The sequence below is a fragment of the Allokutzneria sp. NRRL B-24872 genome, from assembly GCF_002155965.1.
Taxonomy (GTDB): domain Bacteria; phylum Actinomycetota; class Actinomycetes; order Mycobacteriales; family Pseudonocardiaceae; genus Allokutzneria.
Genome location: NZ_MUMH01000134.1, coordinates 18382 through 41209, shown reverse-complemented (window position 1 = coordinate 41209; position 22828 = coordinate 18382). Strand labels below are relative to the sequence as shown.

The window sequence follows — 22828 nt, the reverse complement described above, 5'->3', positions numbered from 1 at the left end:
GGAGCTCCTCAGCGGGTCAGGCGTGGTCGTCTTCACCCAGACGGTGTACGTGGATGAGGTTAGTCGAGCCCACCGTCCCCGGCGGCGATCCTGCGACGATGACCACAAGGTCGCCCCGCTGGTAGCGGGCGGTCATGGCCAGCATCGACTGGTCGACCTGCTGGATCATCCGGTCGGTCGAAGCCACCTCGGGCACCAGGAAGGTCTCCACGCCCCAGCTCATCGCGAGCTGGCTGCGGACCTCGGCCTCCGGGGTGAAGGCCAGCAGCGGCAGCGAGGTGTGCAGCCGGGCCAGCCTGCGCACCGTGTCGCCGGACTGGGTGAAGGCGACCAGGGCCTTGGCGTTGAGGCGCTCGCCGATGTCGCGGGCGGCGTAGGAGATCACGCCGCGCTTGGTCCTCGGCACGTGCGACAGCGGCGGCACGGCGTCGGGGGTGATCTCGGTTTCGGCGACCTCGACGATCCGGCTCATCGTCTTGACCACGTCGATCGGGTAGCGCCCGACGCTGGTCTCGCCGGAGAGCATCACCGCGTCGGTGCCGTCGAGCACCGCGTTGGCCACGTCGGAGGCCTCGGCGCGGGTCGGCCGAGAGTTGTTGATCATGGATTCGAGCATCTGGGTCGCCACGATCACCGGCTTGGCGTTCTCGCGGGCGATCTGGATGGCCCGCTTCTGCACCACCGGCACGTACTCCAGCGGCAGCTCCACGCCCAGGTCACCGCGGGCAACCATGATCCCGTCGAATGCCAGGACGATGGCCTCCAGGTTGTCGACCGCCTCCGGCTTCTCCAGCTTGGCCACCACCGGCAGCCTGCCGTTGCCCACCCGGTCCATCACCTGGTGCACCAGGTCGATGTCGGCGGGGGAGCGGACGAAGGACAGGGCGATGATGTCCACGCGCAGGCTCAGCGCGAACTCGAGGTCCTCGATGTCCTTCTCGGACAGGGCGGGGACGGAGACGTCCATCCCGGGCAGCGACAGGCCCTTGTTGTCGCTGACCTTGCCGCCCTCGGTCACGTCGCAGACCACGTCGGGGCCCTCGACGGCCACCACGGTCAGCCCGACGTTGCCGTCGTCGACCAGCATCCGGTCGCCCGGCTTGGCGTCGTTGGCCAGGCCCTTGTAGGTGGTGGAGACCCGGTCGTGGGTGCCCGGCACGTCCTCGACGGTGATCCGCACGCGGTCACCGGCCTCCCACACCACCGGTCCGTTGGCGAACCGGCCGAGGCGGATCTTGGGGCCCTGCAGGTCGGCCAGGATGCCCACGGCGCGGCCCGAGGCGTCTGCGGCCTGGCGCACCATGTCGTAGACCTGCTTGTGGTCGGCGTGGCTGCCGTGGCTGAAGTTCAGCCGCGCCACGTCCATGCCGGCTTCGACCAGGTCACGGAGCTTTTCCGGGGTCGCGGTCGCCGGACCGAGGGTACAAACGATCTTCGCACGTCGGCTCACGTCCGAGGAGCCTAGACCCGATCGCTGTACCGATACCGCAAACCGGGCCAGGATCTTTGACGTGAGCCTTCGTGTTCTGCCCTTCGTCACCGCGGCGTTGCTGAGCGTAGTCATCCTGTTCATGCCGAGATCGGGCGTCCCGAGCGCGCCCTTCGGCGTGGACAAGATCGTGCACATCGGCCTGTTCGGCCTGCTCGCCGTCACCGGCCTCTACGCGCGCCTGCGCCTGTTCCCGCTGGCTGTTGCCCTGGTCCTGTACGCGGTGGCCTCGGAGATCCTGCAGGCGACGCTGCCCATCGACCGCTCCTTCGAGGTCGTCGACATCATCACCGACTGGGTCGGCCTGGCGGCCGGGACGCTGCTGCACGCGTGGGCCACCTCCGCCCGGGGCAGACGACAACGCGCGCGGTACCTGCGCCGAGCGGCCGACGAGGACTCCTGAATCGATTCCACCCGTCCGGGTGGTCTTCGAGCCCCGCCAAGCCGAATCTCCCTCGCACCCGCCCCCGCTTGCCCGCGCACTCCGCACTCCGCCCCGCTCCGACTCGCCGCGTCCGCGCACTCCGCCAATGCCGCGTTCGGTGCGGTGAACTCCCTGAATGACTCATTCAGTCCGTTCAACCACCTCAATGACTCATTCAGTCCGTTCAACCACATGAACGAGTCATTGGGGTGCGGGCCGGGAAAGCCCTGAACGGGTCGTTTGGCGCGTTGAGCGCACTGAACGAGTCGTTCAGGGCTTGAGGCGCGGGCCGGCCCTAGAAGCGGGTGTTGCTGACGCCGATGTGGTCGGCGGCCCACTGGTTGATGTCGACGAGCTGGCGCCACGCCTTGCGCACGCGGTCGAAGCAGGCGCGCTCGTGCAGCACGTCGTCGGGCTCCCACTCGCGGGCCACGTAGACGGAGCGGTGCTTGAGCAGCTCGATGCGCGGGTGGTCGGGGTCGAAGCCGCGCGGCCGGGTCTTGAGGCGCTCGCCCCTGACCTCCCAGCCCGAGCGCTCCAGCTTGCGCAGCAGCTGCCGGAACGCCTCGCCCCTGCGGTCCTCGTCCACGGCGGTGCGGTAGCGCGCGAGCTGGTCGGAGGCCATGGCGAACGATCCGCCGCCGACGAGCAGGCCGGCCGGGCTGATCTGCACGTAGAAGGCACCGCCGCCGCGCCCCTGCTCGACAACGCCGCCGCAGTGGGTCTTGTAGGGCGTCTTGTCCTTGCTGAAGCGGACGTCGCGGTACGGGCGGAAGACCTTGCCGGGCCCGAACTCCGGCTCCAGATCGGCCAGCAGCGCCTCCATGGGCGCGCGCACGTCCTGCTCGTAGGTGTCCTTGTTGTCGGTCCAGAACGCCTTGGAGTTGTCCGCCTCCAGGTCGTCGAAGAAGTCGATCGCGTGTTCCCCGAAACCGCCGAAACCCATGGTCATCGACGTTACCGGGTGACTGTCGGACCCCCGGCGTAGCCTCCATCGGTGACCTGGGTCACGTCGATTTCGGAGGTTCGCGATGGTTCTGCTGGCGATCGGCACCCGCAAGGGCCTGTGGCTGGCCAGGAGTACGGACGGCAGGGCCAGCTGGGCGCTCTCCGGGCCGCACCACCCGATGACCGCCGTGTACTCGGTGGCCATCGACACGCGCGGCGACGCGCCACGGCTGCTGGCCGGGCTGCACAGCGAGCACTTCGGCCCGAGCGTGATGACCAGCGACGACCTCGGCGCGAGCTGGCAGGAGCCCGATCACGCGCCCGTCGCGTTCCCCGAGGACACCGGCACCTCGCTCGGCCAGGTCTGGCAGATCGCGCCGGGACCGCGCTCGCAGCCGGAGGTCGTGTACGCGGGCGTTGAGCCCTCGGCGCTGTTCCGCTCCGCCGACGGCGGGCGCACCTACGAGCTGGTGAGGGCGCTGTGGGACCACCCGCACCGCGCCGACTGGACCCCGGGTTTCGGCGGCCAGGCGATCCACTCCGTGCTGCCGCACCCGGAGGACCCCGATCGCGTCACCGTGGCCATGTCCACCGGTGGCGTCTACCTGACCACGGACGGCGGGCGGAGCTGGTCGGCGAGCAACAGCGGGATCAGCGCCTACTTCATGCCCGACCCCGCTCCCGAGTTCGGCCAGTGCGTGCACAAGATCGCCCAGCACCCGTCGCGGCCGGAGCGCTTCTTCGCGCAGAACCACCACGGCGTCTACCGCAGTGACGACGGCGCGCGGACCTGGCAGTCCATCGCGGAGGGTCTGCCGAGCGACTTCGGCTTCCCGATGGTCGTGCACCCGCACCGGCCCGAGGTGATCTACACGTTCCCGCTGACCGCCGACGCGCTGCGCTTCCCGCCGGACGGCAGGTGCCGGGTGTACCGCAGCGAGGACGGCGGCGAGTCGTGGACCGCGCTCAGCAAGGGCCTGCCCGAGGACGGCTTCTGGACGGCCGTGCTGCGCGACGCGATGTGCGCCGACGACGCCGATCCGGCGGGCGTGTACTTCGGCTCCCGCACGGGCGAGGTGTACGGCAGCGCCGACGAGGGCGACTCGTGGTCGCTGATCGCCCAGCACCTGCCCGACGTGCTCTGCGTCCGCGCGGCGTCGGTGTAGGGGGCGGCGATGCACGTGACCGTGTTGCTGCCCGGAGTGCTGCGCTCGGCCGCTGGTGGCACCTCGAAGTTCGAGCTGGAGATGACCGCCCCCGCCACGCTCGGCGACGTGCTGGACGTGGTCGCGGGCCGCTACCCGTTGCTGGAGCGGCGGTTGCGGGACGAGCAGCGCCGACTGCGGCGGTACGTGAACTTCTTCGTGGACGGCGAGGAGTGCCGCCGCCTCTCCGCCGAGGACACCCAACTCTCCGACAAGACCGAGATCCAGATCATCCCCTCAGTGGCCGGCGGCTGACCGTGCCCGTCAGGAGGAGAGGGGAGCCAGGTCGCGAGGGGTGATGAGGCGCTTCTCGGGGATGAGGGGCTTGGGGTTGGCGGCCGAGCAGGCCGAGGGGTTGGGGTCGGCGGAGCGGTCGATGGCGGCCTTGGCGGTGCGGCACAGCGCGGCGCGCGAGCGGTAGCGCGCGGGTTCGAGCACGGGCAGCGCGCGCACGTGCACTTCGAGCCCGCGGATCGCGGCGATGGCGCGCACGTTGTCGAACAGCGACTGGCCAGCGAGGAAAGCGGCGGCTGAAGTGGCTCGGCCACCGCGGAGGCGGTGCTCGACGAGCGTGGGGCGGACCGGGACCCCGGCGCGGAGGGCGGCCTCGAACAGCGCGGGGGCGAAGGCACCGCCGGGTGAGCTGCACCGGCGCACGCCCTCGGGGAACGCGCCGACCGGCAAGCCGGAGCGCAGGGCGTGCGTGACCTCGTCGAGAGTGTCGCCGAGGGTGCTCGGCCGGAAGCGGTCCAGGAAGATCGTGCCACCGCCGACGAGCAGCCGACCGAGGAAACCGGTGGCGGCTCGCGCGTCTGTGACCAGGTGAATCGGTTGCTGCACAAGCAGAGCGGCCCCGTCCAGCCACGAGAGGTGGTTCGCGACGAGCAGGGCGGCTCCCCCGCGCGGACCGGTGTGCACGACGCGGACCCCGAGCGCGCGCAGCACCCACCACGACAGCCGCCGCAACTCCCGCACGCGGCGGCGCGGGCCGAAGAAGGGCAGGAGCACGGCCAGTGGCGCGGCGAACAGGAGCACGGCGAACACCGCCACGAGGCGGAAAGTTCTCAGTGCCAAGGGAACGGTCGGTGTCTCACCCGCCTCCGGCAAGCAGTCGGTCGGGCAGGTGGCGGGGAATCCGGGTGTGGTCTTCACTGGTCCGCATCCACAATCGAGGTCGACGGCAATGCAGGTGTGGATCTTGCACGAGCGTTCCCGGACGGCCACGAGGGGGTCCCGTAGTCGTTTGCTGCCAACGAAAACCGGCTACGGCTCAGCTACCTGCGAGAGCGCACCGCCGGGGACGCGGAGGCGACGCCAGACCCAGAGCAGGGTTGCGCCGAAGAGGAACACGTACACGTTGGTGTAGATGTTGCCGAGCCCGCCCCACTCCGGAATGCCGATCACACCAAGCGCGGGGATGTCCATCCGGTGCCCGGTGACGAGGTGCATGGGCCACGCGAAGGTCACCGCGGTGAAGGCGGCGAGCGCGACGATGTCCGCGCGACGGCGTCGCCACCCGTGCGCGGCGACGACCACGAGCGGGACGAACCACACCCAGTGGTGGCTCCACGAGATCGGCGACACGGCCGCCCCGGTCATGCCGACCAGGGTGAAGCCGAGCAACGTCTCCCCGCGCCGGTGCGCGAGGACGGCGACGGAGAGCCCGGCCAGCGCGGCGAGCAGCGCCACGCCGAGCCACAGCACGGTGGGCGGTTTGTCCACTGTGAACAGTCGCGCGAGCAGGCCGTTGAGCGACTGGTTCATCTGGATCACGACCTCGCCGACGCGCTCGGTGCGCAGGAACGTGCCGCTCCAGTACCGCAGCGTGTCCCCCGGCGTCACGACGAGGCTGATCGCGACCGTGCCCAGGAACGTGGCGACCGAGACCAGAGCGGCCTTGTAACGCCTGGTGAGCAGGAAGTAGATGACGAAGATCGCGGGCGTGATCTTGATCCCGGCGGCGAACCCGACCGCGAGGCCGAGCCACAGCTCAGTGTTGATTCTCGAACCCGCAAGCGGTTCTCGGGACGACTGACGCAGCCCGAACAACAACACGACGAGCAACACGAGGTTGACCTGGCCGAGGTACATGGTCCACGCGACGGGCTCCACCCAGAACAGCAGCGCCGTCAGCGCGAGCGTGATGCGGCGCGTGTCGCGGTCGTTCGCGTGCCCCATGATCCGCAGCGACAGCCACACCGCGCACGCCACCAGCGCGGTGTTCACCGGGAACACCAACAGTTTCCACAGCCACAGCGGTCCGAGCACCATCGGCGCGAACAGCAGCGTGGAGAACGGCGGGTAGGTGTAGGAGTACATCCCGCCGTCGATCTTGCCTTCGTACAGCGGCGACCCGTCGACCAGCGCCCGCGCTCCGGCCTCGTAGACCGTGAGGTCGATGAAGTCGGTCATGATCACGAAGCCGGTCAGCGCCCAGTGCAGCGCGGAGATCGCCACGAACGCGACCCCGGACAGCACGGCGATCCGCACAGCGTTGCGGGACAACCACTCCAACGACTTGTTCACCGCGAACCTCCTGGACGGCAGTCGAACAACAGCTCCGGGTGCCCGGGCGGCCCTGAGGAACCGGAAGCGCCCTGGTACTCGGTGGCGGGCACGGGCGCGCAGTTCTTCGCCACCCACTCCTGGCGCTCGATCGACACGGAACCGCCCATGCCGCCGTGGAATCCGCCGATGAGCACGTGCCGGAGCTGGCCGGAACGCACCAGTTCCTGAAGCTCCACAATGGACGGAACGGCCGCCGCGCCGGTGAACCCGCCCATCGGCAGCACGCTGTAGCCCGCGCGCAGGTAGGGTGCCGCCGTGTTCGCGGTCGGCACGGCGAACAGGTAGCGCTCGCGCGCGTGGTTCTGCGTCACGTACCGCAGCACTCCGGCGTTCGGAGTGATCATGTTCATGTCCCCCATCCCAGGCGGGAAAGGCGTGTCAGACGGCAGTCCGTGCATGGCCGCCATGCCCGCGTGGGACAACGGACTCCCCTGCCCCGCAACGGGATTGAGTGACGTCAAGCCGTCGAAGGTCTTTCCAGAAGCCAGCACCGCGACCGCTCCGGGACCCGCCACCAACGCGACGACCGCGACCGCGCGCAGCCGTGCCACGAGAGCCACCAGAGCACCCGCGACGAGCACGATCGCGAGCCACCCCAAGCCTTCCCGCACGCACAACACGACCGGCCACACGATTCCCAACCAGGCCAAGCGCGAATCGACGTGGATCGCGTAAGCCGTCAGCGCAGCGATCGCCGGAGCCAACGCGGCGGTGTAGTACGGGTGAATTCCCGGCGCCGCAGAGAAAAGCACGACGTGCACCAGAAGCCACGTGCTCCACAGAATCACTCCGGAGTCTCGCGGGCGCTTGACGAAGCCGACCACGACTGCGACCAAAGCGAGCGGAAGCAGCCAGCTGATCTGAACGGCGACCTCGGCGTTGAACAACCGGAACAGCCCTGGGGAACCGCCGAAGTCCGCGAGGAAGCTGCTCACCTGCGCAGTCGTGGCCGCACCGGAGGAGAAACGGCCGAAGCCGTTGTACAGCAAAGCCATCTCCCACACGGAATTGTGCGTGCTGCCATCGACGTAAGGCCGAGAACCAACAGGGGTCAACGCAACGAAGACGAGCCACAACGAGCTGACCGCGAGCGCGACAACCCCAGCCGCGGAGACCCGCCCCAGGCGCGAAAGAAAGCCGCCTGGAGCCGTGACCAGGTACGCGATTCCCAGTGCCGGCAACACGAGGAACGCCTGAGTCATCTTCATCTGGAAGCCGACGCCGATCCACACCGCCGCGATCAGCAGTTGCGGCCAGCGACCGTCCTTGACCGCCTTCGACGTAGCGAGCGCCGCACAAACCATGCACAGCACCAAGAACGTGTCGGGGATGTTCACCCGCGCCAAGACCACGGTGACCGGGGTCAACGCGAACACCGCAGCGGCGATGAGCCCCGCACGCGAGCCGATCCACAACCGCACCGCCGCGAACAGAACCGGAACAGTTGCCGCTACGGCAAGCGCTGAGGGCAGCAGAACGGCCCACGTGTGGAAGCCGAACACGCGCACGGACAACGCCTGCAACCACAACGAGCCCGGCACCTTGTCCACCGAGATCGTCCCGGCCGGATCGAAAGCGCCGAAGAAGAACGCGTGCCAGCTCGACGCCATGGAGCGCACGCCGACGGTGTAGTAGTAATGCGGGTCGACTCGCCCGAAAGCCCAGAATGCCAACAGAAAAGTCGCTGCCGTCAGGCCGAGGAGCGCGAAACGATGCGTCTTCACAGCGCTGGGTTCTTGAACGGTGGGTCGCCGAGCACGTGCACGCGGCGCAGGTGGCGGGGCGCGCGGTGGGTGAATGCCTCGCGGCCGTGCAGCAGTGTGTAGTTGTCGGTGATCACCAGATCGCCGTCGACCCAGTCGTGCGCGTAGTAGTGGCGCGGGTCGTAGAGCGCTTTCTGGAGCTCTTCGATCAGCGAGGGCACTTCCTCATTCACCACGCCGTCGAAATGGTGGTCGGGCCGGTTGAGGAACGACGAATCGTCCTCGATGGGCGGCTCGTTGTAACGCACGGTGGGCTCGCCGGTCACCGGATGCGGGACCACCAAAGGAGAAACGGCCTGGCCGCCGTAGTGGACCTTGTTCTGGATGCGGTAGGTCACGGTGATCCGGCTCCACCGCTCGACCGTTTCGCGCGACGCGGCGGCGAGCACTCCGCTGGAGTCGCTGAACGTGGTGCGACCGCCGTTGCCCTCGCCGGGCGCGCTGACGCACTGGAAGACCTGGAACTCCGGGATCAGCGGCTTGTACATGCCGTCCCAATGCAGCGGAACGTAGCTGTGGTCGAAGATGTGGTCGGTCGGCGCGTCGGCCTCGACCAGTTCGAGCACGGCGCCGAAGGGCCACATCATGATCTCGCCGAGGGTGCCGCACCACGCCGTCAGGTCCTCGGCGTCGGTGAAGTTGCGGAACCCGCGCAGCACCAGGATGTGGTGCTCCCTGACGAGCGCGCGCAGCTCCGCCGGGTCGAGCGCCGACGGGTTCGCGCCGGGCGACGCGGCCTCGACGAGCACGCCGAAGGGGCCGATTTTCTGGTGCTGGGCAAGGGTCATGACGGGCTCCTTCTAGCCGTGAAGTCAGTGAGGTCAGCCGGTGATGCGGGAGAGGACGTAGTGGCTCGGCCGACCGCCGCGCCGAACGAGGGTGGCGCCGAGGCGTTCGGCGTCCGCGCGCTTGGCCAGCTCCGCTTGCCCGTCGACCACCACCGCGACGCCGTGCCACGGCGTGAGCCAGCTGTCAGCGGTCTCCATCAGCAGCACGCCGAGCTTGTCCGCGCCGCACGGTTGCGGGTGGATGGACAGGCGGACGGCGTCGGCGAAGCGCTCGGCCAGCAACGCGCCCCACGCCCGGCTGCGCTGGATGACCCCGTAGGCGCGGCGGCGGGCCTCGCGCAGCGCCGCCGCCCTGCTGCCCTCGTAGTCCGGGCCGAGCTGGTCCTCGAACAGGAACCGGGTCATCCCCCGGTAGATGCTCAGCGCTTGACCGCCCGCCTTGACCTCCGCGCGCACCGACTCGACCGGCTGCGCGTAGTGCGTCACCAGGTGCTCGCGCATCGCGTCATGACCGAGCCCAAGATCGACGTCGTCGAGGTCGAAGACGTCCAGCCGCTCCGCGCCGATCTGCTCGATCATCGCGAGCAGCTCGCGGCGGTAGGCGGTGATGTCGGCGTCCGGAACCCCGATCAGGTCACCGAAAACGCGGCCGTCCGAGCAGATGATGAAGCGTGCACCCGGCGGGTAGACGCGCTCGATGCGATCGCAGAGCGATTGCAGGAACTCCAGCGCCACGCGCTCGGCCATGTCCGGGAGGTGGCTCAGCGTCTTCGCGCGGTTGGGCGACTTCGCCGGGAACGCGGGCAGCACCAGCTGGATCTCGCGCCCCTCCGCCATCGCCGCCTCGATCCGGCGCAGGTGCGGCGCCTCGCACGGCGGGCACGGCGACGGGTGCTCGCCGGGCAGCCGCCGCTGGTAGGCCATGAGCAGCCGGAGCACGGCGGCTGCCCGCGCACTCGGCAGCACGGTCCTGAGCATGTCCGACTCCTCCTCGCGGCTCGCTGAGCAGGGGCGAGCGTGCCAACGGAGGTTCAACTTCGAACAATCCCACGTGCTCATAGCTTCGAGCTATGCCCAGGGGGAAAGCCGGGCCGAAGTCGGATCATTCGAGAAGTCGAAGCACGCGGACCAGACGAACGGAGTGGACCAGAGGCATGAAACTGAGGCATGAAACGGCCCCCGGACGACGGTGTCCGGGGGCCGTGAGAAGGCGGAGCTACACCACCGAGAGCGGGATCGCCGTGGGGTGGACCGGAGACGGCAGGTCGGAGGCGCCGGTGAGGTAGGTGTCGACCGCGCTGGCCACCGAGCGGCCCTCCGCGATCGCCCACACCACCAGGGAAGCGCCCCGGTGCGCGTCACCGCAGACGAACACGCCGGGCGAGCTGGTCTGCCAGTCGGTGCCGCAGGACAGCGTGCCGCGCGGGCTCAGCGCCAGTCCGAGGTCGTCGAGCAAGCGCATGTGCTCGACGCCCTCGAAGCCGATCGCCAGCAGCGCGAGGTCGCAGGGGATCTCCTCGACCTCCTCCGACTGCGGGACCACCTGGCGGCGGCCGGAGGCGTCGCGCTCGACGCGGACCTTGCGCAGCCGCACCGCGCGCACCTGACCGGTCCCATCGTCCACAAAGGACTCGACCGCGACGGCGTACAGGCGCTCGCCGCCCTCCTCGTGCGCGGCGTAGGACCGCAGCACCCACGGCCACGTGGGCCAGGGCGAGCGGTCGTCGTCGCGCACGGTCGGCGGCTGCGGGTACTGGTCGAGCTGGCGAACCGCGATCGCACCCTGGCGATGCGCCGTGCCGAGGCAGTCAGCGCCGGTGTCACCGCCGCCGATGATCACGACGTTCTTGCCGGCCGCGTCGATCGTCGTCGGACCGTCGCCCTCGCAGAACTTGTTGGCGGGCACCAGGTGTTCCATCGCGAGGTGCACGCCGCGCAGCTGCCGCCCCGGGGTCTCCGGGGTGTCGCGCCCGCGCAGCGCGCCCACGGCGAGCACGACGGCGTCGAACTCCTCGCGCAGCTTCTCCACGGGCAGGTCGACGCCGACCTCGCAGTTGGTGATGAAGCGGGTGCCCTCGGCGCGCAGCTGGGCCAGCCTGCGGTCGAGGACCTTCTTCTCCATCTTGAACTCGGGAATCCCGTAGCGGAGCAGCCCGCCGAGCCGGTCGTCGCGCTCGAAGACGGTGACCTCGTGGCCCGCCCTGGTCAGCTGCTGAGCCGCCGCCAGGCCTGCCGGGCCGGAGCCGACGACGGCCACCTTCTTGCCGGTGGAGATGCCCGAGGGCAGCGTCTGCACGGTGCCGGATTCCCAGGCCACGTCGGCGATCGCCTGCTCGACGCGCTTGATCGCCACCGCTCCGCCGGCGTCGTGCGAGATCGACAGCACGCACGCCGCCTCGCACGGGGCCGGGCACAGCCGCCCGGTGAACTCCGGGAAGTTGTTGGTGGCGTGCAAGCGCTCCGATGCCTGCTCCCAGTCGCCCCGGCGCACCAAGTCGTTCCACTCCGGGATCAGGTTGCCCAGCGGACAACCGGCGGAACCGGAGTGGCAGAAGGGAATCCCGCAGTCCATGCAGCGCGCGGCCTGCGTGCGGACCTGGTCGTCGCGCTGGGGCTGCTCGATCGCCGCGTAGACCTCGGCCCAGTCGCCGAGCCGGTCGTCCACCGGGCGCTTGGCGCCGTCGGCGCGGGTGTGCTTGAGGAAACCGTTCGGGTCAGCCACGGGACGCCTCCATGATCGCCGCGTCGACGTCTCGTCCCTCGGCGCGCGCGGAGCGCTCCGCTTCGAGGACGCGCTGGTAGTCCCTCGGCATGATCTTGGTGAAGGCCGAGGACCTGCGGGGCCAGTCGCCGAGCAGCGAAGCGGCCACCGCTGAGCCGGTGAGCTTGTGGTGGCGTTCCACGGTGTCCCGCAACCACTTCAGGTCCTCAGGACGCGGCCGTTGCAGCTCCACCATGGCCGGGTTGACCCGGTCGGGGTCGAGGTCGAGCACGTAGGCGATGCCGCCGGACATGCCCGCGGCGACGTTGCGCCCGGTCGGCCCGAGCACCACGGCACGCCCGCCGGTCATGTACTCGAAGGCGTGGTCGCCGACGCCCTCGGACACCGCGACCAGGCCGGAGTTGCGCACGCAGAAGCGCTCGCCGACGCGTCCGCGCAGGAAGATCTCGCCGCGCGTGCCGCCGTAGCCGATCACGTTGCCCGCGATCACCTGCTGCTCGGCCGCGAAGCCGGACTCCTCGGCCGGGCGCACCACGATCCGCCCGCCGGAGAGGCCCTTGCCGACGTAGTCGTTGGCGTCGCCGACCATCTCCAAGGTGATGCCCGGCGGCAGGAACGCGCCGAGCGACTGGCCCGCGGAGCCGGTGAGCCGCACGTGGATCGTGCCCTCCGGCAGGCCGGCGCCACCGAAGCGGCGGGTGACCTCGGAGCCGAGCAGCGTGCCCACGGTGCGGTTGACGTTGCGCACCGGCAGTTCGAGCCGCACCGGGTGCGCGTCCTCCAGCGCGGCCTCGGCGAGCTGGATCAGCGTGCGGTCCAGCGCCAGTTCCAAGCCGTGGTCCTGCCCGCGCAGCCGCCGCTTCGCCGCGCCGTAAGGGGTTTCCGGCGTCGCGAAGACGGGGGACAGGTCCAGGCCCGATGCCTTCCAGTGCTCGACCGCGCTGTCGGTGTCCAGCAGCTCGGCGTGCCCGATGGCCTCATCCAGCGTGCGGAACCCCAGGGAGGCAAGGTGTTCGCGGACCTCCTCGGCGATGAACTCGAAGAAGTTCACCACGAACTCGACCTTGCCCGTGTAGCGCTTGCGCAGCTCGGGGTTCTGGGTCGCGATGCCCACCGGGCAGGTGTCGAGGTGGCAGACGCGCATCATCACGCAGCCCGCCACGATCAGCGGCGCGGTGGCGAAGCCGAACTCCTCGGCGCCGAGCAGCGCGGCCACCACGACGTCGCGGCCGGTGCGCATGGCGCCGTCGACCTGGACGGTGATCCGGTCCCGCAAACCGTTCAGCATCAACGTTTGCTGGGTCTCGGCGAGGCCGATCTCCCACGGGGTTCCGGTGTGCTTCAGCGACGTCAGCGGCGATGCTCCGGTGCCGCCGTCGTGCCCGGAGATGAGCACCACGTCCGCGTGCGCCTTGGCCACGCCCGCCGCGACCGTGCCGACGCCGACCTCGCTGACCAGCTTCACGTGGATGCGGGCCTGCTCGTTGGCGTTCTTCAGGTCGTGGATGAGCTGTGCGAGGTCCTCGATCGAGTAGATGTCGTGGTGCGGCGGCGGCGAGATCAGCGCGACGCCGGGCGTGGAGTGCCGGGTCCGCGCGATCCACGGGTAGACCTTGTAGCCGGGCAGCTGGCCGCCCTCACCGGGCTTCGCGCCCTGGGCCATCTTGATCTGGATGTCCGTGCCGTTGACCAGGTACTCGCTGGTGACGCCGAAGCGCCCGCTCGCGACCTGCTTGACGGCGGAGCGCCGCGCCGGGTCGTAGAGCCGCTCCGGGTCCTCGCCGCCCTCACCGCTGTTGGAGCGGCCACCGAGCTGGTTCATCGCGATGGCGAGGGTTTCGTGCGCTTCGGCGGAGACCGAGCCGTAGGACATCGCGCCGGTGTTGAACCGCTTCACGATGGAGGCGACCGACTCGACCTCCTCGATCGGGATCGGCTCGCGCGCCTCGGTGCGCAGCTTGAACAGCCCGCGCAGCGTGCCGCCCTTGCGCGCCAACGCTTCCACCTCTTCGGTGTAGCGGCGGTAGACCTCCTGGCGGCGGGTCTTGGTGGCGTGCTGGAGCAGGAACACCGTCTCCGGGTTGAACAGGTGCAGCTCGCCCTCGCGGCGGTAGTAGTACTCGCCGCCGACGTCGAGCTTGCGGTGCGCGCGGTCGGCCGGGTTGTCCGGGTAGGCCATCCGGTGCCGCGCCGCCGCCTCGGTGGCGAGCACGTCGAGCCCGACGCCGCCGAGCTTGGAGATGGTGCCGCAGAAGTACTCGTCGACCACGTTCTGGGACAGCCCGAGCGCTTCGAAGACCTGCGCCGCGGTGTAGGCGCCGACGGTGGAGATGCCCATCTTGGACATCACCTTGAGCACGCCCTTGACCAAGGCCTGAACGTAGTTCTTGATGGCCTTCTCCGGCGCGAGGCCGGTGATCGCCCCGTGGGAGATCATGTCCTCGATGGTCTCGAAGGCCAGGTACGGGTTGACCGCCGCCGCGCCGAAGCCCAGCAGCAGCGCGATGTGGTGCACCTCGCGGGCGTCACCGCTCTCCACCACCAGCGCCACGCGCAGCCGCTCCTTGGTGCGCACCAGGTGGTGGTGCACCGCGGAGACCAGCAGCAGCGACGGGATCGGCGCGCGCTTGTGGTCGGAGTCGCGGTCGGAGAGCACGAGCGTGCGAGCTCCGGCGGCGATGGCCTCCGAGGCCTCGCGGCGCACGCGCTGGATCGCCTCGGACAGCGCGAGCCCTCCACCGTCCACTTCGTACAGTCCGGAAAGGACGGTGCACGCGAAGCCGGGGAGGTCGCCGTCGTCGTTGACGTGGATGAGCTTGGCCAGCTCGTCGTTGTCGATCACCGGATAGGGCAGTTCGATGTGCCGACACGACGCCGGACCGGGCTCCAGCAGGTTCTGCTCGGGGCCCATGACGCGCGCGACCGAGGTGACGATCTCCTCGCGGATCGCGTCCAGCGGCGGGTTGGTGACCTGCGCGAAGTTCTGCTTGAAGTAGTCGTAGAGCAGCCGGGGGCGCTGCGAGAGCGCGGCGACCGGGGTGTCCGAACCCATGGAGCCCAACGGTTCGATGCCCGCCGTGACCATCGGCGAGAGCAGGACGCGCAGCTCCTCCTCGGTGTAGCCGAAGGTGAGCTGGCGGCGCACGACCGACTCGTGGCTCTGCACCACGTGCTCGCGGTCGGGCAGGTCGGCCAGGTGCAGCAGGCCCGCGTGCACCCACTCGTCGTAGGGCAGCTCGCCGCCCAGGTCCGCCTTGAACTCGGCGTCGTCGATGATCCGCCCGGCCTCGGTGTCCACCAGGAACATCCGGCCCGGCTGGAGGCGGCCCTTGGCCACGACCTCCGACGGCGGGACGTCGAGCACACCGGTCTCGCTGGCCAGCACGATGCGGCCGTCCGCCGTCTGCCACCAGCGCGCGGGGCGCAGGCCGTTGCGGTCGAGCACCGCGCCGACGAGCGTGCCGTCGGTGAAGGTCACGCAGGCCGGGCCGTCCCACGGCTCCATCATGCTGGCGTGGAAGCGGTAGAAGGCGCGCCGCGCGGGGTCCATGCCCGGCGCGTTCTCCCACGCCTCCGGGATCATCATCATCACCGCGTGCGGCAGGCTCCGGCCGCCGAGGTGCAGCAGCTCAAGGACCTCGTCGAAGGACGCGGAGTCCGAGCCGTCCGGCGTGCAGATCGGGAACAACCGGCTGAGATCGCCCGGGATGAGGTCGCTGGAGAGCAGCGCCTCGCGCGAGCGCATCCGGTTGCGGTTGCCGCGAATCGTGTTGATCTCGCCGTTGTGCGCCACGTAGCGGAACGGGTGCGCCAGCGGCCACGACGGGAACGTGTTGGTGGAGAACCGGCTGTGCACCAACGCGATCGCGCTCTCCAACCGCTCGTCGCGCAGGTCGGGGAAGAACGCGGGCAGCTGCGCGGTGGTCAGCATTCCCTTGTACACCAACGTCCGCGAGGACAGCGACGGGAAGTACACGCCGCAGCCCGCGCGCTCGCTCTCCACCTCGGCGCGCTTGCGCAGGCAGAAGGCGAGGCGGTCCAACGCCACACCGGACGGGAGCTCGTCCCCGGCTCCCGTCACCACCAGGATGGCGAAGTGCGGCATGACCGAGCGGGCGGTCGGGCCCACGTCGGCGGCGTCGGGGTCGACCGGAACCTCGCGCCAGCCCAGCACCTTCAGGCCCTCGTCGGTGGCGATGCGCCCGATCAGCGCCACCGCCTCGGCACGGCGCTCGGGATCGGCGGGCAGGAAGCCCATCCCGGCCGCGTAGCGGGCCTCGCCGTGCTCGTCCGGCTCGGGCAGGCCCGGCACCTCGGCGCGCAGCAGCGCGTCCGGGAGCTGGAGCAGGATGCCCGCGCCGTCGCCGCTGGTGGGCTCGGCACCGGCGGCGCCGCGGTGTTCCAGGTTCGCCAAGGCCGTCAGTGCGTCGGTCACGATCCCGTGCGAACGGCGGCCCAGGATGTCGGCCACCATCGCGACACCACAGGCGTCGCGTTCCGTGCTGGGGTCGTACAGACCTTGCCGGCCAGGGATGGCGGAGAAGATCACGCGCAGACCTCCCTCGTCGTCCTCGTGCAGTCCAGAATGGGGGCTGCGGGACGACGGTGGCCCGCTGAAACGCGCCTCGGATATGCCACAGGCAGCGTGTTTGTTACGGGGACTGTAACAGCCCGGAAATACCTGGGCATCCTCTTCTGGGTGGTATCCCACACTCAGGCGTAACGATTCGCGTGGTCGACGCGATCTAGCGCCCGACGTAACAGTACGCCCGTCCTGGGTTGTGCCCAGTCGGGACGCGAGTCTACTGGTAACTTCCCCCCTGCTCGCTCGGTAGCGAAGTCCGGTGTGACCCCGGCGCTGTCCCGCAACTGTGATGACCTGCTCATACCGAGCCGGTTTAGCCAGGTCGCCTTCCGCGCGCGCTCGACATCCGACACTCCCGCACCGAGGACGTGAGCCGAGTGCTGTTCCGCCGCTCCACCGCCGCGCTGGCCGTTGCCGCGCTCGCCCTGACCGGCTGCGCCACCCGCCAGCCGAGCAACGCCCCCGCTCCCCCGCCCGCGGCCGACTTCCCGGTCGAGGTGAGCGTGCCGGGCGGCTCCACCGGGCTGAAGCTGGAGAAGCGGCCGGAGCGGATCATCTCGCTCAACCCGAGCAGCACCGAGGTCCTCTACGCGGTCGGCGCCGGCAAGCAGGTCGTTGCCGTCGACGACCAGTCGACCTTCCCTGCCGAGGCGCCCAAGACCACGCTGTCGGGCTTCAAGCCGAACCTGGAGGCGATCGCCAACCACAAGCCCGACCTGGTGGTGGCCTCCAACGACATCGACAACCTGGTCTCCGGCCTCGGCCAGCTCAAGATCCAGGTGCTGCTGGTGCCCCCGGCCAAGACGCTGGACGACGCGTTCGCGCAGGCGGAGGTCGTCGGCAAGGCGACCGGTCACGCGGCCGACGGCACGGCGCTGGCGAAGCGGATGCGCGCGGACATCGACAAGATCGTCAACGACACCCGCAAGCCCGCTCGCGCGCTGAACTACTTCCACGAGCTGGACAACTCCCTCTACAGCGTCAGCTCGAAGACCTTCATCGGCAACGTCTACTCGCGCTTCGGGCTGACCAACATCGCCGACGAGGCCGACAAGAGCGGCAGCGGCTACCCGCAGCTCAGCGCGGAGTACCTGATCAAGGCCAACCCCGACCTGATCTTCCTCGCCGACACCAAGTGCTGCGGGCAGAACCCGCAGTCCGTCGGCGCGCGGCCGGGCTGGCAGAGCGTGAACGCGGTGAAGAACGGCGGCGTGATCGCGCTGGACGACGACATCGCCTCCCGCTGGGGCCCGCGCGTCGTCGACCTCGTGCGCACCGTCTCCTCGGCCGTCTCGGCAGCCGCCGCGAAGTGAACGAACCCCGGCCGACCAGGCTCACCTGGCGGCAACTGGCGCTCAGCTGCGCCCTGCTCGCCCTCGTCGTGGTCGTCGCGGTGCTGCTCGGCGCCATCGACCTCGGCTGGAGCCGCGTGCTCGCCGAGTTCTGGGCGCAGCTGACCGGCGGCGTGTCCCCGCTCTCGGAGCAGGAGGCCGCGATCCTCTGGCAGCTCCGGGTGCCCCGGGTCGTGCTGGGCTGCCTGGTCGGCGGGGCGCTGGCGATCTCCGGAGCGGCCTTCCAGGGCGTGTTCCGCAACCCGCTGGCCGATCCGTACCTGCTCGGCGCGGCAGCCGGGGCGGGCTTGGCCGCGACCCTCGTGGTCTTCGCGGTGCCCGCCGCTCAGGAGTTCGTTCAGGGCTGGGCGATCGGACCGCTGCCGCTGGCCGCCTTCCTGGGCGCGATCGGCGGCGTCGGGCTGACGTGGGCGCTCGGGCGCTCCGCTGGCAACGGGACCGCGACCCTGGTGCTCGCCGGGGTCGCGGTCGCCTCGTTCCTGACCGCGGTGCAGACCTTCGTCCAGCAGCTCAACGTGGACAACCTGCGGATCATCTACAACTGGATGCTCGGCGGCCTGGGAACCACGGGCTGGAACGAGGTCCTGCTGATCCTGCCGTACGTCGCCGTCTCGGCGGCCGTGCTCTGCGCGAGCGGGCGGCTGATCGACATCCTCGGCGTCGGCGACGAGGAGGCCGCGGCGCTGGGCCTGCGCCCCGCCCGCGTCCGGCTGATGGTGCTCGTCGCGGCATCCCTCGCCACGGCGGCGGCCGTCTCGGTCAGCGGCCTGATCGGCTTCGTCGGAATCGTTGTGCCGCACGTGATCCGGCTGATGGTGGCGGGCAGCTACCGCGTGCTGGTGCCGCTGTCGCTGGTCGGCGGGGCGATCTTCCTCGCGGGCGCGGACGTGGTGGCGCGCACGGTGATGGCACCCGCGGAGCTGCCCATCGGCGTGATCACCGCGTTCACCGGAGCGCCGTTCTTCGCCTTCGTGCTGCGGGCGACTCGCAAGGGGCGTGTGTGATGGCGGAGCTGGAGCTGCGGTCGGTCTCGGCGGGCTACAGGGGCGCCATGGTCGTGCGCGAGGTGACCGCGCGGCTGCCCCAGGGCTCGTGGCTGGCGATCATCGGCCCGAACGGCGCCGGGAAGTCCACCCTGCTCAAGGCGATCACCGGAATCACCGAGCACACGGGGGAAATCCTGCTCGACGGGGCGCCGATCTCCGCGATGAGCGCGCGGTCGCGGGCACGCGCGGTCGGTTACGCGCCGCAGACGCCGGTCACGCCGGAGGGCCTCACCGTCACCGACTACGCGCTGCTCGGCCGGACCCCGCACCTCGGCCTGCTGGCCCGCGAGGGCAACGCCGATCTGGAGATCGTGCGCGAGGTGCTGGGCAGGCTCGACCTCGACCACCTCGCCGACCGTCCACTTCGGACACTGTCCGGCGGTGAGCGCCAACGTGCCGTGCTGGCGAGGGTTCTGTCCCAGCAGGCGGGCCTGCTGCTGCTCGACGAGCCGACCACCGGCCTGGACGTCGGTCACGCCCAGGCCCTGCTGGAGCTCGTGGACCGGCTTCGGCGGGCCGACGGCACCACCGTGGTGAGCACGCTGCACGACCTCACGCTGGCCGCCCAGTACGCCGATGAGCTGATCCTCATCGACAAGGGCGACGTGGTGGCCGTGGGGCCGCCCACCGAGGTGCTGACCGCCGAGCGGGTCGCGGCGCACTACGGCGCCAAGGTCGCGATCCTCGCAGCGCCGGACGGCACCCCGGTGGTGACTCCCGTCAGGTCTTGACCGGCTCCTTCTTCTCGATATCTGCCCGCATCAGCTCGTCCATGTCCACAAGGGACGGATTGTCGAGCACCTCGTTGAGGCGGTCGCGATCCAGCGAGTTCTGCCAGCGCGCCACCACGAGCGTCGCGACACCGTTGCCGACCAGGTTGGTCAGCGCGCGGGCCTCGGACATGAACCGGTCGATGCCCACGATCAGCGCGATGCCCACGACCGGGATGGTGTCGCCGAAGGCCTGCAACGAGGCCGCGAGCGTGATCAGCCCGGCTCCGGTGACCCCCGCCGCGCCCTTGCTGGAGAGCAGCATGAACAGCAGCAGGCCGATCTGCGTCCAGATGGACAGCTCCACACCGGTGGCCTGGGCGATGAAGATCGCGCCCATGGTCAGGTAGATGCAGGTGCCGTCCAGGTTGAACGAGTAGCCCGTGGGAATCGTCAAGCCCACCACGGACTTCTGCGCTCCGGCGGCCTCCATCTTGACCAGCATCCTGGGCAGCACCGCCTCGCTGGAGGAGGTGCCCAGCACGATCAGCAGCTCGTCCTTGATGAAGCGGACGAACTTCAGCACGCTGAACCCGGCGAGCCGGGACACGATGCCCAGCACCACGACGACGAACAGCAGGCAGGTCGCGTAGAAGGCGATCATCAGGAACGCCAGGCCCGTCAGCACCTTGCTGCCGTACTTGCCGATGGTGAAGGCCATGCCGCCGAAGGCACCGATCGGCGCCGCGTACATGACGACCTTGATCACGCCGAACATCACCTTGGAGACGGTGTCCAGCGCGTCGATGACCTTCTTGCCGCGCTCGCCCATGAAGGACACCGCGACCGCGACCAGCACGGCGACCACGAGCACCTGGATCAGCTGGCCCGAGGTGAACGCGCCGACGAAGGACTCCGGGACCAGGTGCAGGATGAACCCGGTGAAGCCGTCGGTGTCCTTGGCCTTGGCGATCGTGTCCGCGGCCTCACCGGCGTTGATCGGCATGTTCAGGTCGGCGCCCGGCTTGAGCACGTTGACCACGACCAGGCCGATGATCAGCGCGAGCAGCGTCATCGCGGTGAAGTACAGGATCGTCCGCAGCGCCAGGCCGCCCGCCTTGGCGAGGTTGCCCAGCCCGGCGATGCCGACCACGATCGTGCAGAAGATCGTCGGCGCGATGACCATCTTCACCAGGTTGACGAAGAAGTCCGCCAGCCACTTCATCTCGCTGGCCTGCTTGGGGAACACCAGCCCGACGAGGACGCCGAGGGCGATCGAGACCAGTACCCAGAAGTAGAGGTGCCGGTAGATCGGTTTCTTGGTTGATGCTCGACCTGCGTCGGCCATCGACCCTCCTCGGGCTCCGTTGCGTGGGGGACGTTGGCGGGAATGTTGACCGTTCACGAATCTCCAGGACAACGCCCAGCGGAGAAACTTCAGACTCGTCTGACGTAGCCGCAACGTCCGCGTGACACCGCTTTCACGTTCAAGAGGTACTAACCTCCGCCTCATGCTGCCCCGTCCGCTGAGCCGCCGCACGCTGATCGTCGCGGCCGGAACGGGCCTGCTCGCGGGCTGTTCGGCGCGCCGGGACCCCGGTATCCGCGAGCTGGTACTGGCCACCGGCCCGGACGGTGCGGTGTTCCAGAAGATCGGCGCGGCCATCGCCACGCTGCTCGCCAAGGCGCTGCCCGGCATCGCCGTCCGGGCCCTGCCCAGCAGCGCGTCCGTGCAGAACCTGCACCTGCTCAACAGCGGCACCGCGCAGCTCGCACTGTCCTCTTTGGACGCCATCTCCGAGCACCCGAACACCTCGATACACGGCATCAGCGCCGTCGGCAGGCTCTACGACAGCTTCCTGCACCTCGTCGTGCCCGCGGGCGGGCCGATCCGCGCCTTCGAGGACCTCGACGGCAAGCGCGTGTCCATCGGCGCGCGCGGCTCCGGCACCGAGTTCATCGTGTCCAACCTCCGCCGCGTCACCGGCATGTCGTTCACGCCCGTGCTGCTCAACCAGCAGGAGTCCGCGCAGGCCCTGGCCGCCGGCTCACTCGACGCGTTCTTCACGCTCACCGGCATCCCCACGCCCGCGATCACCGACCTGGAGCAGCACACCCGCATCCGCCTCGTGCCCCTCGCCGCCCAGGCCCAGGCGCTGGCCGGGCTGCCCAACGGCTACTACCTACCTGCCACCATCCCCGCCACCACCTACGGCGCGCTCCCGCCGTGCCCCACCGTCGTCACCCCGAACCTGCTGCTGGCCAGGGAGGATGTGCCCGACGACGTCGTGGAGACCGTGACCCGAACCGTCTTCCTCGAAGCCCCCACGATCGCCGCCGACCGCCCCGAGGCCCGCCGCATCAACATCCGCACCGGCATCTCCACCGGCCCCATCCCCCTGCACTCCGGCGCCGCCCGCTGGTTCCGCGCCCTCAAACGCTGACCCCCACCGCCGCCGCTTAAGCCCTGAATGACTCATTCAGGACGCTCAAGTACCTCATAGCCTTCACAGGTAACCGGAAATTCCGTTGCCATGTCCAGATCGTCCGGTATCGGATGGTGTCTAACTCCACCTGATGACGAGGAGATGCCCATGGCAGTGCCGTTCCCAGTCGTCGACCGGCCCGACGTCCGTACCGTTCTGGTCGCCTTTCGCGATGTGGCCGACGAGCGCGAACAACGCACCGTCGCCGAGCAACTGCTCATCGACTGGCAGCGTGAGCCCTGGCCCGCGGACGTGGTGTCGCTGAGCTGCTATCTGGGTACGGACGGGGCAAGCGTGCTGGCCTACATCCAGCGCACGTCCGAGCAACCCTCTGGCGATCTGCCCGGCTTGCACGCACTGGGCGCGGAGCCGATCGCCTACCGGGTGTACCGCAGCCTGACCACGCCGGAGGAGACCCGTGTGCCGGGGTGCCTGGTGACCGCGTTGTTCACAGTGGACGGTCCGGAGCGGCAGCGCTGGTTCGTCGACTCGCTGATCGCCGCGCTGCCCGAGGACGATGGCCATCCGGGGGCGATCTCCGCGCATTTCCATCTCAGCCTCGACGGCCGCTGGATGCTCAACTACACCGAGTGGACCTCCGCGGAGGCACACGGTGAAGCTGCAGCGAGTGGCGCGCACGACGACCTGCACGACCTCTTCGCCAACACTCCCGGAGTGCAGCCGCTCGGCGGCCACCGCTACCGCCTCCAGTGCAGCCTCACCGCACCCGTGGGTTAGCCGA

The 22828-nt window shown here is 69.7% G+C and carries 18 protein-coding genes; 8 read left to right on the top strand and 10 right to left on the bottom strand.

Annotated features, from left to right (window positions below):
• Window positions 1-16: 16 nt before the first annotated feature.
• Window positions 17-1450: a pyruvate kinase gene (gene pyk / locus CCN37_RS30110; protein WP_086827323.1), complete on the bottom strand. Its 1434-nt coding sequence runs from the start codon at window positions 1448-1450 to the stop codon at window positions 17-19.
• Between pyk and CCN37_RS30105 the strand changes: the two genes are divergently transcribed.
• Entirely contained in the window at window positions 1365-1892 is a 528-nt protein-coding gene (locus CCN37_RS30105) for a VanZ family protein (RefSeq protein ID WP_086827399.1), read from the top strand. The genes pyk and CCN37_RS30105 overlap by 86 nt on opposite strands.
• A gap of 316 nt (window positions 1893-2208) precedes the next feature.
• Here the strand turns inward: CCN37_RS30105 and CCN37_RS30100 are convergent, their stop codons facing one another.
• The gene (locus CCN37_RS30100) at window positions 2209-2859 is read right to left on the bottom strand and encodes a DUF2461 domain-containing protein (protein ID WP_086827321.1); all 651 of its coding nucleotides are present in this window, start codon (window positions 2857-2859) and stop codon (window positions 2209-2211) included.
• A gap of 85 nt (window positions 2860-2944) precedes the next feature.
• Here CCN37_RS30100 and CCN37_RS30095 point away from each other — a divergent pair, with 85 nt between their 5' ends.
• Window positions 2945-4027: a sialidase family protein gene (locus tag CCN37_RS30095; protein WP_086827319.1), complete on the top strand. Its 1083-nt coding sequence runs from the start codon at window positions 2945-2947 to the stop codon at window positions 4025-4027.
• 9 nt (window positions 4028-4036) lie between these two features.
• Window positions 4037-4321 carry a MoaD/ThiS family protein gene (locus tag CCN37_RS30090; protein ID WP_086827317.1) on the top strand — a complete coding sequence of 95 codons (285 nt, stop codon included), beginning with the start codon at window positions 4037-4039 and terminating at the stop codon, window positions 4319-4321.
• Between the two features lie 9 nt (window positions 4322-4330).
• Here the strand turns inward: CCN37_RS30090 and CCN37_RS30085 are convergent, their stop codons facing one another.
• The 7 genes from CCN37_RS30085 to gltB all read right to left on the bottom strand — a co-directional run bounded on the left by CCN37_RS30085 (window position 4331) and on the right by gltB (window position 16456).
• On the bottom strand, window positions 4331-5218 hold the full coding sequence (locus tag CCN37_RS30085; protein WP_168200928.1) for a 1-acyl-sn-glycerol-3-phosphate acyltransferase: 888 nt from the start codon (window positions 5216-5218) through the stop codon (window positions 4331-4333).
• Between the two features lie 111 nt (window positions 5219-5329).
• Window positions 5330-6592 (bottom strand): glycosyltransferase 87 family protein, encoded by a 1263-nt coding sequence (locus CCN37_RS30080; RefSeq protein WP_086827313.1) that lies wholly within the window; start codon window positions 6590-6592, stop codon window positions 5330-5332.
• Window positions 6589-8358, bottom strand: coding sequence for a glycosyltransferase family 39 protein (locus CCN37_RS30075; RefSeq protein ID WP_086827311.1), 1770 nt, complete (start codon window positions 8356-8358; stop codon window positions 6589-6591). The genes CCN37_RS30080 and CCN37_RS30075 overlap by 4 nt, the downstream gene beginning before the upstream one ends.
• Window positions 8355-9185, bottom strand: coding sequence for a TauD/TfdA family dioxygenase (locus tag CCN37_RS30070; protein WP_086827309.1), 831 nt, complete (start codon window positions 9183-9185; stop codon window positions 8355-8357). The genes CCN37_RS30075 and CCN37_RS30070 overlap by 4 nt, the downstream gene beginning before the upstream one ends.
• 33 nt (window positions 9186-9218) lie before the next feature.
• Complete coding sequence (locus tag CCN37_RS30065) at window positions 9219-10163, bottom strand: L-tyrosine/L-tryptophan isonitrile synthase family protein (RefSeq protein ID WP_086827307.1); 945 nt, start codon at window positions 10161-10163, stop codon at window positions 9219-9221.
• A 238-nt stretch (window positions 10164-10401) separates the two neighbouring features.
• The gene (locus CCN37_RS30060) at window positions 10402-11907 is read right to left on the bottom strand and encodes a glutamate synthase subunit beta (RefSeq protein ID WP_086827305.1); all 1506 of its coding nucleotides are present in this window, start codon (window positions 11905-11907) and stop codon (window positions 10402-10404) included.
• Window positions 11900-16456 (bottom strand): glutamate synthase large subunit, encoded by a 4557-nt coding sequence (gene gltB / locus CCN37_RS30055; RefSeq protein WP_086827303.1) that lies wholly within the window; start codon window positions 16454-16456, stop codon window positions 11900-11902. Before gltB ends, CCN37_RS30060 begins: the two co-directional genes overlap by 8 nt.
• A 404-nt stretch (window positions 16457-16860) precedes the next feature.
• Between gltB and CCN37_RS41710 the strand changes: the two genes are divergently transcribed.
• The 3 genes from CCN37_RS41710 to CCN37_RS30045 are packed head-to-tail and all read left to right on the top strand — an operon-like array spanning window position 16861 to window position 19621.
• Window positions 16861-17805 carry an ABC transporter substrate-binding protein gene (locus CCN37_RS41710; protein WP_246843391.1) on the top strand — a complete coding sequence of 315 codons (945 nt, stop codon included), beginning with the start codon at window positions 16861-16863 and terminating at the stop codon, window positions 17803-17805.
• Window positions 17802-18848 (top strand): iron ABC transporter permease, encoded by a 1047-nt coding sequence (locus CCN37_RS41705; protein ID WP_246843390.1) that lies wholly within the window; start codon window positions 17802-17804, stop codon window positions 18846-18848. Before CCN37_RS41710 ends, CCN37_RS41705 begins: the two co-directional genes overlap by 4 nt.
• A complete protein-coding gene (locus CCN37_RS30045; protein ID WP_086827301.1) occupies window positions 18848-19621 on the top strand; it encodes an ABC transporter ATP-binding protein in 774 nt (257 codons plus the stop codon). The genes CCN37_RS41705 and CCN37_RS30045 overlap by 1 nt, the downstream gene beginning before the upstream one ends.
• Here the strand turns inward: CCN37_RS30045 and dctA are convergent.
• Window positions 19611-20948 carry a C4-dicarboxylate transporter DctA gene (dctA, locus tag CCN37_RS30040; RefSeq protein ID WP_086827299.1) on the bottom strand — a complete coding sequence of 446 codons (1338 nt, stop codon included), beginning with the start codon at window positions 20946-20948 and terminating at the stop codon, window positions 19611-19613. The genes CCN37_RS30045 and dctA overlap by 11 nt on opposite strands.
• Window positions 20949-21111: 163 nt before the next feature.
• On the opposite strand from dctA, the gene CCN37_RS30035 reads away from it, so the two are divergent.
• Together CCN37_RS30035 and CCN37_RS30030 are read left to right on the top strand one after the other, a co-directional pair.
• Window positions 21112-22044 (top strand): TAXI family TRAP transporter solute-binding subunit, encoded by a 933-nt coding sequence (locus CCN37_RS30035; protein WP_086827297.1) that lies wholly within the window; start codon window positions 21112-21114, stop codon window positions 22042-22044.
• Window positions 22045-22194: 150 nt separating this feature from the next.
• On the top strand, window positions 22195-22824 hold the full coding sequence (locus tag CCN37_RS30030) for an antibiotic biosynthesis monooxygenase (RefSeq protein ID WP_168200927.1): 630 nt from the start codon (window positions 22195-22197) through the stop codon (window positions 22822-22824).
• Window positions 22825-22828: the final 4 nt, after the last annotated feature.